General features: G+C 60.9%; 15 protein-coding genes and 1 pseudogene. 4 read left to right on the forward strand and 12 right to left on the reverse strand.

Translation table 11 applies throughout. The annotated features are described in order from the left end of the window. The 9 genes and pseudogenes from NDO75_RS27515 to NDO75_RS27555 form a co-directional block, all read right to left on the reverse strand. A pseudogene (locus tag NDO75_RS27515) lies at window positions 1-188 on the reverse strand (hypothetical protein); the annotation flags it as partial. Then, entirely contained in the window at window positions 185-2,071 is a 1,887-nt protein-coding gene (locus tag NDO75_RS27520; protein ID WP_310909735.1) for a 3'-5' exonuclease, read from the reverse strand. The gene NDO75_RS27520 and the pseudogene NDO75_RS27515, both read right to left, overlap by 4 nt. 2 nt (window positions 2,072-2,073) lie before the next feature. Further along, window positions 2,074-3,354 (reverse strand): hypothetical protein, encoded by a 1,281-nt coding sequence (locus NDO75_RS27525; protein ID WP_310909736.1) that lies wholly within the window; start codon window positions 3,352-3,354, stop codon window positions 2,074-2,076. Beyond that, window positions 3,354-3,611: a hypothetical protein gene (locus NDO75_RS27530; protein ID WP_310909737.1), complete on the reverse strand. Its 258-nt coding sequence runs from the start codon at window positions 3,609-3,611 to the stop codon at window positions 3,354-3,356. Before NDO75_RS27530 ends, NDO75_RS27525 begins: the two co-directional genes overlap by 1 nt. Before the next feature lie 260 nt (window positions 3,612-3,871). Next, window positions 3,872-4,093: a hypothetical protein gene (locus NDO75_RS27535; RefSeq protein ID WP_310909738.1), complete on the reverse strand. Its 222-nt coding sequence runs from the start codon at window positions 4,091-4,093 to the stop codon at window positions 3,872-3,874. Then, a complete protein-coding gene (locus tag NDO75_RS27540; protein WP_310909739.1) occupies window positions 4,090-4,305 on the reverse strand; it encodes a hypothetical protein in 216 nt (71 codons plus the stop codon). Before NDO75_RS27540 ends, NDO75_RS27535 begins: the two co-directional genes overlap by 4 nt. Window positions 4,306-4,734: 429 nt before the next feature. Further along, complete coding sequence (locus tag NDO75_RS27545) at window positions 4,735-4,938, reverse strand: hypothetical protein (RefSeq protein ID WP_310909740.1); 204 nt, start codon at window positions 4,936-4,938, stop codon at window positions 4,735-4,737. A gap of 514 nt (window positions 4,939-5,452) precedes the next feature. After that, window positions 5,453-5,710, reverse strand: a complete 258-nt coding sequence (locus tag NDO75_RS27550; protein ID WP_310909741.1) for a hypothetical protein — start codon at window positions 5,708-5,710, stop codon at window positions 5,453-5,455. Beyond that, the gene (locus tag NDO75_RS27555) at window positions 5,703-6,101 is read right to left on the reverse strand and encodes a hypothetical protein (protein ID WP_310909742.1); all 399 of its coding nucleotides are present in this window, start codon (window positions 6,099-6,101) and stop codon (window positions 5,703-5,705) included. Before NDO75_RS27555 ends, NDO75_RS27550 begins: the two co-directional genes overlap by 8 nt. A gap of 170 nt (window positions 6,102-6,271) precedes the next feature. On the opposite strand from NDO75_RS27555, the gene NDO75_RS27560 reads away from it, so the two are divergent. The 4 genes from NDO75_RS27560 (at window position 6,272) to NDO75_RS27575 (ending at window position 7,834) form a co-directional block, all read left to right on the forward strand. After that, window positions 6,272-6,814, forward strand: a complete 543-nt coding sequence (locus tag NDO75_RS27560) for a hypothetical protein (protein ID WP_310909743.1) — start codon at window positions 6,272-6,274, stop codon at window positions 6,812-6,814. After that, on the forward strand, window positions 6,807-7,085 hold the full coding sequence (locus tag NDO75_RS27565) for a hypothetical protein (protein WP_310909744.1): 279 nt from the start codon (window positions 6,807-6,809) through the stop codon (window positions 7,083-7,085). The genes NDO75_RS27560 and NDO75_RS27565 overlap by 8 nt, the downstream gene beginning before the upstream one ends. Before the next feature lie 236 nt (window positions 7,086-7,321). Continuing rightward, a complete protein-coding gene (locus NDO75_RS27570) occupies window positions 7,322-7,585 on the forward strand; it encodes a hypothetical protein (protein WP_310909745.1) in 264 nt (87 codons plus the stop codon). Continuing rightward, window positions 7,586-7,834, forward strand: a complete 249-nt coding sequence (locus NDO75_RS27575) for a hypothetical protein (RefSeq protein ID WP_310909746.1) — start codon at window positions 7,586-7,588, stop codon at window positions 7,832-7,834. 79 nt (window positions 7,835-7,913) lie between these two features. Here the strand turns inward: NDO75_RS27575 and NDO75_RS27580 are convergent, their stop codons facing one another. The 3 genes from NDO75_RS27580 to NDO75_RS27590 form a co-directional block, all read right to left on the reverse strand. After that, entirely contained in the window at window positions 7,914-10,331 is a 2,418-nt protein-coding gene (locus tag NDO75_RS27580) for a hypothetical protein (protein ID WP_310909747.1), read from the reverse strand. A 467-nt stretch (window positions 10,332-10,798) separates the two neighbouring features. Beyond that, the gene (locus NDO75_RS27585; RefSeq protein WP_310909748.1) at window positions 10,799-11,188 is read right to left on the reverse strand and encodes a hypothetical protein; all 390 of its coding nucleotides are present in this window, start codon (window positions 11,186-11,188) and stop codon (window positions 10,799-10,801) included. 323 nt (window positions 11,189-11,511) lie between these two features. Beyond that, complete coding sequence (locus NDO75_RS27590) at window positions 11,512-12,729, reverse strand: hypothetical protein (protein WP_345784936.1); 1,218 nt, start codon at window positions 12,727-12,729, stop codon at window positions 11,512-11,514. Window positions 12,730-12,737 lie beyond the last annotated feature (8 nt).

Consider the following 12,737-nt stretch of genomic DNA (forward strand, 5'->3'; position numbering starts at 1 on the left):
GGGCGCTCAGTTGCCTGCTCACCCCAGCTTGCGGGGTAGCAGTGACCGGTGACCCAAGGGGCGATGATCTGTTTGCCGAACTCGGGCGACCACAGCGCCCAGTGATCGAAGTCCTTCATCACGGCGGGGATGTGTTGGCTCGAGGAGGCCATCGGGACGGTGAAGACATCCTCTGCATCGACGCTCATGCAGACCCACCTCCGGGAAGGTCACCCTGGACGTGGCCTTGCTCGTAGGCCTCCTGAGCGGCGCTCTGCAGATCCGTCGGGATGATGCTATTCGTCCAAGCGAACGCGTCACGCATCACGTGCAGGCGCTTCTTGGCCCGAGAGAGCGCGACGTACCACGTCCGGTACTCATTCCGGCGGGATTCGTCGTTCGACTGGATTTCGCGGAGGATGCGGTTGCTGACACCGTCGTAGACGACGACATCGTCCGCCTCCATCCCTTTCGACGCGTGGATGGTAATCGCGTGACAGTTGATCGAATCGGGGCTGATGGGTCCTTCTTGGCGGTTCAACGCCGCTTTGAGTGCCCGGATTTCACGGTCGGCGCTCGAACCAGTCCCAAATGGCCCCTTGTTCAGCCGGGAGACCGAGTTTGCTCCGGCGGTGTAGCGCTCCCAGAACGACTTCGTGACATGTTCGTCGAATTCGCGGAGGGTCAGCTCGCCCTCTTCGTCGTCCCGGAGTTCATCGACGAGGTCGTTCACGTCAGACCGAGTGTCCTCGAGATCGTGGGCCGAAGTAGCCTCGAGGAGGCCAGCGGCTTCGGTGTTCTGCAGAGAGACGTCGGTAGGGTTCTTGTTGTTCCCTGTGTACGCACTGAAGGCCTTGTTCCCCCCGTAACCGAAGTTTGTGGGGCTGTACCCCTCGATCTTCTGGAGCGCATTGTGAACAGCCAGCCGGATGTCGGTCTCCTCGGTGTTCCATCCGTGGAGTTCGGGCTGAGACCGATAGGGGATGCCAGCAGCCTCGAGGGCAGCCCCGATCCCGTCAGCCTGCATGCGCGTCCGCGTGAGGAAAAGCGTCGATTCGCGCCCGTGGCGGTCAACGACCCAACCGGGCGATCCTTGCTCTTCGCGGCCAGGGACGCGCACCCAGCCGTTCTCATCGGAATGCTCGAATAGCGGACTGTTGATGTCGTTCACCAGCCCACGGCTGTCACGGCGGACTGTAGGCGGTGTGTGAGCGTCCGAAAGCATCCGCGTGGCGAGCGCCCAGTGTTCCTCGGGGACACGGTAGGTCGTGTCCAGGAGAACCGTCGGTAGGTCGAGATTCTCGAAGTACGATGGGCTGGCACCGTCGTAGGCGTTCACCACTTGGTGCGGGTCGCCGGCGGCGATGACGATTTCCGCCTCATCCATCCACGACCGAAAGAGTTCATCCATCAGTTCGGTGACGTCGTGGTACTCGTCAACAACAAGGATCGGACGCCCAGGCGAGTCACCCTCTTCGAGAGGGCGCTTCAGCATCTCGTGGAAGTCGATGATGTTGTACTGGGCCTTGTAGTCCTCCCAGTCGTACCAGGCATCGAGGAGATCGCCCTGCCAGTGCTCACGAAGGTCGTCAATATGCGGGCACTCGCGGACAGCGGCCTTATCCTTCGGCGTCGTATTGGCGTTCGCAAGGTAGTCCAGCACCCGGAAAAGGAGCTTTCCGGCGCTGTCCTCCCAGGGTTGAGACGTCCAGTATGGCATGTCTCGCTTCTCACAGAAGTCCCCGCGGTGCCACGGTTCAACGACGGCCTCGCCGATCGAGGCGCACCGGTTCGCAACTGCGTGAGCAGTCCCGATGTACCGCGTTGCTCCTTCGGAGGGGTTCTCCAACTCAGCAGGGTCAAGGACGTCCCACTCGGCCAGCCGCGTGAGCGTGTCTCGAGCAAGCGAGCGTCGGTAGGTCACCCAGGTGACGTCGCTCATCTCGTAGCCATGGTCACGAATGAGTGTCCCCACCCGAGCCGCCGATTTAGAGGTCTTCCCCGTTCCTGGTGGGCCGTGGTAGGCAAGCGACGAGGTGACTGGGTAGTTCTCGATGCCAGTAATTTCGATGTCGTCGAGATCCATGGGCATGGTCACTCACCCCCCTCCTCGTCGGGATCGACGCCAAAGCCGTCAGTGACCCCAGTGTCGAAGTCGTCTGTTTCGCCATCTACCCGGCTCTCATCGAGAGGTTCGTCTGGCGGTGCAGTTGGTGGTTCGTCAGCCGTGTCGGGGCTCTCGTCGTCGTTCTCTGGCTCTGCGGGTGTGTCCTCGTCCTCGTCGGCTCCGTCGCTCTCAGAGGCGTCCTCGCTCTCCTCGGTAACGGCACCGACATCAGTGCGAGTCTCTTCAGCGGCTTCCTCTTGTTCGCGTGCGACCTGCTCGGCGGGGCTCGCGGGTTCCTCGACGAAGTCAACTGGCTCTGCAAAATCGGCGTCGAGGCGCCAGAACGAGACACGCTGGCCGTCAACGAACTCGTAGTCGGAGACGCCTGTGGTCTCGGGAACCGTGTGCTCACGTGCGTCGAGTTCGATCTGCAGTGCCCGCGTCTCGATGCCAGCTTGGTCACAAACGCGTTTGACCGCCTGCGTTGGGATTCGGATCTCGGTGGGCCCGCCCCCGTCAGTCGCGGCCTCGCCGTCGTGTTCAACGGGCGGTGCGTCCATCCAGATACCCTGCCGATCGCGCATGTCCTTCACATCGGAAAACCCGACCTGCCGGTTGACGAAGTCGCGGAGGAGTTCGACGGCCTCAGTACGGGGACCGACGTGTTCAACAGTCGTGGCCTTCTCGAGGAGGACCGAACTGATCCACGCCTTCCAGTCATTGCTGTCACGGCGATCGCGGGTCGGTGGGGCGATCTCCTCGCCTTTGCCGAGGCTCAGCAGCGCTTCGAAGTAGTCCTCTTTCCACGAATTCCAGTCGTAGTGCTTCCGCCCGTCGTCCTTCGACTTCTCCGTCTCCAGCTGGACGCCGTCGGAGAAGTGCCAGCGCCAGATGAGTCCCTGCTTGGCGTCCGTCGTCGAGACCATCTTCACCTCCTCGAGGCGGTTCTCGATCAGTTCGTCGAACGGGATACCGTCAGAGCCGCTTCCTCCGTCAACGAATACCTGCTTGAACTCGCTTTTGATGTCAGTCTTCGTGTAGTGCGCCAGTTCACTCGAAAGGGCATCGGCGAGCGCGTTCGCGTTGGCGCTCGAGATCTCGCCTTCCTCCGACCACTCGGCGATGTAATCGACCGACCGACCGACCAACCTGTTCTCCTGATGCATCCGAACGGTCATTCCCTCGCTGCTGTCGATCTCTTCGGCCTCGCTCAGGAGTTCGTCAGTACCCTCCTCGATGGGTGGGACCTCGATCTCGTCGTCCGTCATCAGTACCGACCTCCGTTGGCGCGTTCACGGGCGCTCGCGCGCTCAAGATCGTGCCGTCGCGGGGTCGTCACAGCACCCCAGTACTTGGTGATCTGACTCTGCCAGAAGTGTTCGACAGTACCGCCGGCGCCGCAGGCGGAGCATTCGAAGTCGACATAGATCGCACGGTCGTCGCCATCGACGTCGGCACGATCCATCGGAGCTGTGCAGTCGTCGCAGATGTATGTGTTAGAGCTTGTATCGTCGTGTTCGTTCATTTGCGTCTCAGGGTTCGCCAGACGCCCGAAGACGTCGCACTGAACAGCGTTGTAACTCTCTACACAACGCTTAAGTCCAATGCTGAGAGAGAATCCAAGTGGGAAACGCGGTAATGGGGTGGAACCGACCACCCCGGGGATTTCTCCCTGGCGAGTTTTGTTCTTCAGCGTAGCCTTTCTTTCACACTGTGGTATACGTCCGCTCGTTATAAGGTTAGGGGAACTGCACCCCCCAACGCAGGCTGACACGGCTTGAACGCTCATGCGCGGCTCACCTCCTGCTCAACGAGCTCTCCCAAGTGCTCGGGGCAAACGACACGAGTACCGATTCCCTTGACCACAGCCTGGACAAGTCCAGTAGTTTCACGACACCCAAGCCGTCCACAGGCGACCGCTTCATCGACCTCCTGAACAACGATTCCGTTGGTGTCGGCTGCCCTGTCGGTTTCGAGATCGTGGAGAGAGGTCTGGACGGTACTCATTTGACCATCCCCTCCGCTTTGATTCGAGCGATCCACTTCGCTGCTCGAGCGGGGTCAGGATCGTCGAGGGACTCGCCGATCAGGTAGAGGAGCAGTGCCGTGCCGGAGAGTTCTTCCCGTATCGGTCGCTCGGCTTCGACGCGATCGCCGTCGAGGGTCGTCTGAGTCGTTTCGTTGTTCGCCGTTTCGTCCGTCGTGTGGGTTGCTGCCATTCTGGAGTTGTTGCTCCAGGCGTGTATTCAGCCGGCGTGACCGGGCGACAACATTATGCCGCCGGGTTATGAAGAGGTATACGACCACAGGTTTGACATCAGGTGGTCACCTCCGAGGCCGGCCCCAGCATTCGCCTGGTAACCGTGTGCTGGTCGGTCGGTTCTTAACTCACCTTCCCGTGAACTGAGGAGCGATAGGTACGCTCTCAGTTATCGGATGTTCACTAGATCATGACTTTCGTTATTCTTGGGTGACGGAGATCCTCTATAAAACAGTTCGGGCAAGAATATACTCGATGTATACTTTTTCCACAGATCTCCTATAGATCTCACACAGATCTCCAATTGATTTCCAACCGATCACCAATCGATCTGCGTAAATTAAACCCCGACACCGACCGGACGCATCATATGCTGGCTCGCCCGCGCTCAGCGTGTCGACAACTGCTGGCTGACGCCCTGGTTCCCCGGCTGGGTTTTGCTGCGACTCTTCTGCTGTTGCTTCTCGAGTTCGTCGAGGACCAGCTCGACTTTCTGATTGAAGGTCAGGTACCCAGGTCGGACGCCGACCGTCTCGTCGATCATGTCGTCGAGTCTCTCCTGGGTTTCGTCGCCGATCTTCGGTCGTGGCATATCTCTAGTTGACGACAACTAATCTAATAAAAAGTTCCACCGGGTACGAACATGTCCCACCGTACGCTTCAGTTCAATACCAGCACAGGCACGTACCGGCCTCCACGCCGTATGGCGATTCGGGGTTTACTATCCCCCACACGGTTATGGGGCTGAACTATGCGGAGAGGGGTGCGTAACATACCATAGTACCGATAACCTAAGCACTGTTTACAGAACGCCTACCGTCCGAACATGGGGAATGATGGGTCGGAATAACCCCGGCTTTGCAGGGGGTGTGCACCAACACCGGGTATAACCTCGATCCTATAATTTTGCGCGTTAATGTGGGCGCGCGCGGGCGCACGAGAGGAGACCGTCGGTTCCTCGATTCGATGAAAAGCAGGCGTCAGCTGTGTTCAGTGAGTGATCCCGGCGGCCTCGAGGTCGTCTGCACTGTCGAACGTCTGCCCGTTCGCTCGCCAGACGCGTTGGACCCCCTCAGGTGTCCGAAGAGTCTCGAGCGTGACGCGAGTCATAGCTTCACCTCGTGGTCGGCGCCGCGATCGAGGGCGTCCCGAAGGGCGTGCAGGTGGTCGAGGAGATCTCGAGCGGAGGTCGTTGCGTCGATCGTGACGGTGTCGACGGGCGCCTCGTGGTCGTCCGTGTAGACAACCCAGGTACTAGCCGAATCTTCTCGTCGGAGCGTGAAGCCACAGAGAGCAACCTCTGGTTGGCGACCTCGACTCTCAGTCAGGCCACGGGCAACGCGCAGTCGGCGAGCGCTACTCATGGTTGTCCTCCTCGGCCAGCTCGTCGATCGCTTCGTCGACGTCCTGGACGTACCCAGGCGCGAGGTCTTCCCGTCCGTCGGCGATGCATCCCATTACGTCGATCGCGCGGACGAGGAGGAAGTCCTCGGTACAGTCGCGGTTGTAGACGCCGAGGTCCTCGAGATCCTCGAAGCCCACTGTGGCCATCTCGACGAACCGAGAGATCATCTTCCGGTACGCTTCCCGCTCTCCCTCGCCTTCCTCGAGGGCGTCGATGAACTCGTGGATAGCTGGTTGTACTCTCATCGCGTGGTGTTCGCTGATTGTAGCTGCCTTATCGTGCCGTGCGATGTGTTCGTAGTCGATACCGTTCCCGTCGGGCTTATGCCCGTTAGATCCGTTTGTGGACATGCTGGCTTCTCCAGCACGGTCGTGGGCGCTGGTACGCCCCGGCCTTTCCGCGGCCTTCCCGTGCTTACTCACCAGTCTATGCTGGAGATACTTAGTGTTTGTTAGTAACACTTACTAAGACTTGGTTAGATATAGTAACTGTGATGCTGCCGCAGTCAGAAATCGCTGATATGGTCAAGTATCAGTTCGAGATCTCAGATGAGAAATGGGAGAAATGGAAGAACACCGTACCCCGTAGCAAAAGCTTGGAAGCCAGGATTATCGAACTCATAGAGGCTGACACGGAAGACCGAGTGTTGGAAGAGATGGATAACGCTCCGCCCTCTTCGGAACTTGAGCAGACTGAACAACGGGAAGACGCACCACCAGAACCGTCTGTGACGCACGACGATGGCAAATCCGTCCGTGAGGAGGCAGAGCGTGTTCTTCGGGGCCTCGACCTCCCAGGACGTGGCGATGACCTGGAGGGGCGCATTGAGGCGCTTCTCGAGATGCACGATTTCCTCCGTGAGCGTGAGGGGGAGCGGGTCGAGGCCGGGCAGTTGCGCGAGATCTCTGGGAGACACGCACACGGATACGCGGACGCGGGGTCTTTCTGGAGTAACTGCGTGAAGAAGAACGACGCTCAGGAGCGTCCGAACGCGCTGAAGGCGCTCCCTGGTGTTCGTGAAGCCGGGAGTGGCGAGTACACGTACGACCGGAACAATGCCTGAGGAACAAGACGACGGAACTGGCTACGAAGAGGTCGTCGTTCGACGAGTTGGTGATCTCGGTTATACAAACGATTCCGAACCGCCTGGGATTCGCGGGCTCGGCGACCATGGCTGGGGAACCGATTTGAAGACGCCGGCGTGGGACGAAGTTCGTAAGAAGATCGACCCGGGGGATTATGAGCCGAAGACGCACGTAGCGACGATACACTATGATCTCGACGCGTGGGAGTACACGATCGAGTATCTCGTCGAGGTGGACCGGGATGCGTAGCCCCGTGGAAGGGGGACTTCGACTCCGAAAGCGTGGGGTTCGACGCGAATGTATTCAGGGGGCTCGATGTATGCACGGCGCCGTATGCACCCGCCCGGCTAGCGTGCATAGATTCACCCCTCACCCGCCCGCCGATCGGCTCGTCGACGAAGGCCGGCCAAGCATCGTTTATAAACAACACCCGGGTCAGTCACCGCAGAATGGCGGTGAACCGACCCCCGTCCATACATCCATTTATGGCAACTGACCGAACTACCCTCAGACTCAGTGACGAACGGAAACTGAAACTCGACAAAGCCACCGCGATCGTGGCGTCCGACCCATCGGATGACCCACCGATGAGCGAGGTCATCGACGCTGCACTCGAGCATCTTATCCAGAGCGAGGAGAACCTCGAGGACGTACGCGCGAAGTACCCACCTCAGACGGTGAAGGATTGTTGCAACACGGACGTACTCGGGCTTCGCTACCAGACGTCCATCGAATCGAGGTGGCGGTAGATGAAGAACGAACAACTCTCGCTCCAGTATCGAGAGATCGCCGTCGACGCCGAGCCGATCGCGCTGCTGACCTGCGGCGATCTCGACAACTACACCGACGAACAAATCGCGTCGTTCGTGTACGCGCTCGCCCAGCTGGGGAAGCAAGTCGACGAGCGTTACCTGGACGGAGAATGGGAACGCGTCCTCGAGGAGGCCGACGTCCAGATCAACATTAACAACCCAGAAGAGCCGACCAACATCGAATAACCGCCTGAGGAACCCGGAACGAACCCCGTCACCCCAAGGGTGAAAGCCGGAAGAACCGCCTTCTACACTGCTTCAGAAGCTAAAACCAGCCGTCTTCTTCCTCGTCGTCGCTACCAAAGCCGAAGTCGAAGGCCCCGCCGGCGCTGCTCGAGTCACCGAAGCCGAGATCGCCACCGAATCCGAGGTCGCCGTCACTGCTGCTGCCGTCGGCGCCGGGATCGAAGAGCGACTGCACGGCCTCGACGCCCTCGTGACCCGAAAGCATCTGCTGGGTCGGCAGGTTCCCCGTCGCCCGGAGGCCGAACGGCTGTGCCTCGAGCGCGGACTGTGCCGGCGGCTTCGGAGCCGATCGCCCGAGCGTCCCTGCCGTGGTCACCGTTTCGCTGAGCCACCCGACCGTCAGGTCTCGGTCCGTCGACGACGGTTCAGCCCCACTCCCGTCGGTCAGGGGGAAGTCCGTGCTGAGTCCCGGTTCCGAGTCTGGCCGTGGGAAGCGCCGCGGCGTCCATGTGTCCGGGTCGTCTGTCAGCCCTGGAAAGTCCGTTGGCCGTCCGGTCGTCGGTGTCGTGGGCGTCCGGTTGGGCGTGTTCGTTCCCGGCGTCGTCGGCACCGTCGGCACCGTTCCCCCCTCTTGGTCGGAATCTGGGCGCGTCCCTGCTTTGTCGTCCGGGCGAGTTCCCGTATCAACGCCGGGCGTCGTCTCCGCGATCGTGCCGCTCTGGGTGCCCGTCCCGACCGTCGGCTCGGAGATCGTGCCGGTTCCGACACCGATGCCCAGCTCGTCGAGGATGTCGATAGTCGAGTTCTGGGCGTCGCCCAGGAGGTCGAGGGCGTCCACCCGGCTCTCCGAGTCCGAGCGAACACTGGTGTCTTCGATCGTGCCCGGCGGGCTCGAGTCCTCTTGCGTGACCTCTGGCTGCTGTGCGTCCGTCAGCAGCGAGTCCATTTCTTGGACTGGACCGCCACTCCCAGCAGCAGCGCCGCCAGCACTCGAGACCATCGTTCGTCGAGATTTCGATCCGGCGGCCATCTTGGCCCGGAGGTCGGTGCTCGGTGCCCGAGAGGTCGCGTCGAATCCTCGCAGGTCCGTGTCCGGCGTCTGGCGTCCGAGCTTTGCGGCGAGTTGGCTTTCCCGCGGCGAGAGGTCCGTGTCCATCCCCGACCGGCCTGCCGACGACTGTGCGTCCGTTGGCCCGCTTCGAGACGTGTCCGGCGAGCGAGAGGCCACGAAGTCGCCGCCACGGTCGGGTGCAGTGTAGTCTCCTCCGGGACGTGTGTCGACCGTGCGGGGGTCGTCGCCCCGCTCTTGGCGTCGCCCTTCCTCGAGGCGCTTCTCGATTGTTTTTCGTTCCGCGCGCTTGTTCGCTTCTCGGAGACGAGAGCCCCGCTCGAAGTTGTCGAGCATCTGATCGATGTCGTCCGGGAGGATGCTGTCCCCACCGCCAGAGGACGAGCTCGAGGAACTCCCGCCGCTATCGCGGTTCCGTCCAGGGATGAGGTCGTCCATCGTCGTCTGCCCGCGGGTATCGCCAGCGAACGAGCGACGGCGCGGATTCGACGGCGTCCGCTGTGCTCGAGTGCGTGCGAGCGATCCAGTTCGTTTGCCGGCAGCAGCCTTCCGGGCGACGCGAGTGGCAGCGGAGCCGACGAGTGCCCCGCCGACGAGGCCGCCGACGAGGCGACCTGGGTTCTTCTGCGCTGCCTCTGCCGTTGAGACAGTCGCCGCTGCTGCCGCTCCTGGGACTTTCGAGGCCGACTCTTTCGGGTTCTTCGCTGTGTACTCTGCTGCTTCGGCGCCCTCGAGGGCTGCTTTTGGGACGCTGCCAGCCGCCGAGATAGGCTCACTTACGAGGCCACGGCCAGCAGACCGGATGAAGCTATCGTAGCGATCTCCGGCCTCTTCCTTGCCCGCACGGTCGAGGATGGCCTCTCCCCAAGATTTACTCGAGCGAGTGGCCTCACTCCCTGGTTCCCCGAAGATCGCGTTTCCTGCGGCGTCTCCCTTATTCCGCGCGCCCTTTTGGAGGTCCTCTGCTTTCTCCTCGAGTCCGAACGGCCAGTCTATATCACCGAACTGCTCGCCCTCTTGGGCTTGCCGCCGCCGGTAGCTTTGGGCCGCTTCTTGGACACCGGTCTGGGGCAGATCGCGCTGGACGTCGGTTGCGCTTTCCTGACCTGTGTACCCCGATGGGCGCTGGTTCGTCTCCGAGACCCCTTTCGCGTCAGACTCGAGGATACGCTGGATTTCACGATCGACGTCGGAGTTCCCCCCCGAACTGGACGACCTCGAGGACGACGAGGAACCGGAACTCCCACCGCCCCCGGAGCTGCTCGAGCCCCCAGTGCGGTTCTGCCTTCGGTCACGATCGCGGGCGTTGCTCCCTCCGGAAACACTGTCGACGGTGTCGTTCACCGTGTCCGCCACCGTGTCCGCTGTGTTCTCCGCAGCGTCGGTCGCCCCCTCCGCCGCGTCACTGATCTTATCGAAGAGCGTCATAGTGTCAGATCACCCTAGAAGAACTTAGTCGCAGCGAGCGGGGTGCCCTTCTGCACGATGGATCACTGCATGGTCGGGTGTACCTTGGGACAAAAATGCCGACCATGCAGAGCCTCTCGCGGATTTATTTGGAGAGTTAGCCTACAACTCTCTGAATTTGAGCGCGAAAAACGATATATGAATTTCGTACACAAATGTAGCGACGGAGTTAGGGGCGAATCACAGAGAGTTGGGCGACCTAATTCCAAATATGCGTTTTATGCACGTTTCGCTCTAGGCATAAAACAACAGAAATTACAAATGTAGCGACAGAGGGTGTTGCTCCTATGAAACCTCCAATTTGTCTAAATCCCGTCACTTTATCCGGGGTCGGCACGCTCTGTCGACAACGCTGTGTCGGACACCGCGACTCTCAGTTGGGAGAGCAACCAACTGTACGTCAGCACCCCCCGACAGAGAGTTGCCGGCTAGTACCTACTCACGGTGCGGGAGTGAACCGCGTGGAGAACTGCGACCAGCCCAGGTATCGAGTGGCCGTACTCGACGGTCGCCGAGTCGGTGTTCCACCGGATCACGCCAGCCTCCTCGAGCGCCGGGAGGTGCGACTGGTACAGGGCGACGTACACGGTCTCATACGCGTCGGAGCCGACTGCAATCGGTCCACCCGTCTCCGTTGCGGCGATCTCCCTCGCTAGGTCGGCGACGGGAACGGGCTCGTCGCCATTTTCCGAGAGGAGCGAGAGGACGTGCCGCCGGCGCTGTGCTGATAGGAGTCGAAAGACGTCGTCCTCGTCGAGTTCTATCGGTGAGTTGGGGGTTTTGCTACTACGAGTCGGGAGGAAGCGGTTCAGTCCCATCGCTTCTATCCCCTGACGGGACTGACCGCTGGCCAACTCGGTTCTCTCTGTGTCAGTTCACCGGCGGAGTTCTCTATACTATCTAAGGGTCATTCGACCCGGGTTGCCGTTTGAGTTTCCGGTCTATGAAATCCTCATCGCCGAACCCCCCGAATGACCCCAGGAGTTAAGTGAGAGGAATGCAGTTTCGGTTTACTTCAGGTAAACTGAGATGGCAATGGGGGTCGAGTAACCCTAATATAGAGGAGACGGCTGGCTTGGTTCGGCGATAGGTTGCGGTAGCTACTCGATGAACGGCGCTCGAGAAAGAGGGGGAATTTTGCTCAGACGTCGTCGACGGACAGTTCGTCGAAGAGGAGCTGGCACAACTCAGCGTTGCGCTCGCCAAGTATGCCTTGGTCACGATCGCGGACGTGGACATCCTGGAGGTCGGAAACTCCGAGCAGTGCAGCGTGGGGTGGCTTTGTCTCGTCGTCGATGCCGGCTCGATCGCGGAGCCAGAGGCACGTTTTCAGCATCTCGAGGGGTCGATCTCCCAGCCATCCACTTTGAGCAGCGTTTGATGGGAGATCTCGACAACAGACATCGACCTCGTCGGCGAGTACTGCGGCAAGTTCGATCGCACGCCCACCGGACTCGTGAGCGAAGCAGAACCACGTATTCGCAGTCGGGTCGATGCCGAAGTTCGTACACTCACCGGGTGCACTGTGGATAGGACCATGATCTGGGTGGGGGCCCTGCCACTGGTCTCCTGGTGCCTCGCTGCGGTACCGCCTGAACTCGCCGGTGTCGGCCACTGACCGGATGTCGATGTCGAAGTACGGTGAGCGGTCGCTACTCTCGGTCTCGCGGTTCCTGATGGCTGCTTCGATACCGGAGGTGTTGGATTCCCAGCTGTCGGCGTCGCTCTTGGCCGCCCGGCGTTCACGGCGATCGCGCTGCTGCTCGCTCTCGTAGGTCTCGATGAGTTCCTCGACGACGTCCTGGCGTTCGGGAACCGTAGTTGGTGTTCCATCGACGTGTTCCCAGGTAGCCCCGACGATGCGTCCGTGGTCATACATCTCGATCGCCCCGGCTTCGTCCAGGTCGGCGATGAACTTCCCAAGGCCTCCAGGGAGCTCGGCGCGAACGAACACATGGAGTCCCTCGCCGGACTGAGAGATCTCGGTGAACGCGTCGAGTCGGTCAACGATCTCCCGAACCTCCTCGGTGACACGACCGGTTTCAGCGTCGCGGACGTCGTCAAAATCGACCTGCATTACTGGTGGCTCTGGCGGGTCGTGAAGCAGGAGGAACGTCGGGATAAGCCGGTCAGGAATGTGAGGTTCGTTGCTCCCATCCTTCGGCGGGAAGGGATACGATTGGTGCACCTCACGGGGCGGGAGATCGGCGAGCATCTTCGCCTTCCGGAACTCGGTCTCAGGGCGCTCAGTTGCCTGCTCACCCCAGCTTGCGGGGTAGCAGTGACCGGTGACCCAAGGGGCGATGATCTGTTTGCCGAACTCGGGCGACCACAGCGCCCAGTGATCGAAGTCCTTCATCACGGCGG

It is taken from the genome of Natrinema sp. 1APR25-10V2 (genome assembly GCF_031626495.1).
Classification (GTDB): Archaea; Halobacteriota; Halobacteria; order Halobacteriales; family Natrialbaceae; genus Natrinema.

Bases quoted from the DNA above. Each gene is read 5' to 3' on its own strand.
- NDO75_RS27520 (WP_310909735.1), bottom strand. From the start codon at position 2,071: ATGCCCATGGATCTCGACGACATCGAAATTACTGGCATCGAGAACTAC.
- NDO75_RS27525 (WP_310909736.1), bottom strand. From the start codon at position 3,354: ATGACGGACGACGAGATCGAGGTCCCACCCATCGAGGAGGGTACTGAC.
- NDO75_RS27530 (WP_310909737.1), bottom strand. From the start codon at position 3,611: ATGAACGAACACGACGATACAAGCTCTAACACATACATCTGCGACGAC.
- NDO75_RS27535 (WP_310909738.1), bottom strand. From the start codon at position 4,093: ATGAGTACCGTCCAGACCTCTCTCCACGATCTCGAAACCGACAGGGCA.
- NDO75_RS27540 (WP_310909739.1), bottom strand. From the start codon at position 4,305: ATGGCAGCAACCCACACGACGGACGAAACGGCGAACAACGAAACGACT.
- NDO75_RS27545 (WP_310909740.1), bottom strand. From the start codon at position 4,938: ATGCCACGACCGAAGATCGGCGACGAAACCCAGGAGAGACTCGACGAC.
- NDO75_RS27550 (WP_310909741.1), bottom strand. From the start codon at position 5,710: ATGAGTAGCGCTCGCCGACTGCGCGTTGCCCGTGGCCTGACTGAGAGT.
- NDO75_RS27555 (WP_310909742.1), bottom strand. From the start codon at position 6,101: ATGTCCACAAACGGATCTAACGGGCATAAGCCCGACGGGAACGGTATC.
- NDO75_RS27560 (WP_310909743.1), top strand. From the start codon at position 6,272: ATGGTCAAGTATCAGTTCGAGATCTCAGATGAGAAATGGGAGAAATGG.
- NDO75_RS27565 (WP_310909744.1), top strand. From the start codon at position 6,807: ATGCCTGAGGAACAAGACGACGGAACTGGCTACGAAGAGGTCGTCGTT.
- NDO75_RS27570 (WP_310909745.1), top strand. From the start codon at position 7,322: ATGGCAACTGACCGAACTACCCTCAGACTCAGTGACGAACGGAAACTG.
- NDO75_RS27575 (WP_310909746.1), top strand. From the start codon at position 7,586: ATGAAGAACGAACAACTCTCGCTCCAGTATCGAGAGATCGCCGTCGAC.
- NDO75_RS27580 (WP_310909747.1), bottom strand. From the start codon at position 10,331: ATGACGCTCTTCGATAAGATCAGTGACGCGGCGGAGGGGGCGACCGAC.
- NDO75_RS27585 (WP_310909748.1), bottom strand. From the start codon at position 11,188: ATGGGACTGAACCGCTTCCTCCCGACTCGTAGTAGCAAAACCCCCAAC.
- NDO75_RS27590 (WP_345784936.1), bottom strand. From the start codon at position 12,729: ATGAAGGACTTCGATCACTGGGCGCTGTGGTCGCCCGAGTTCGGCAAA.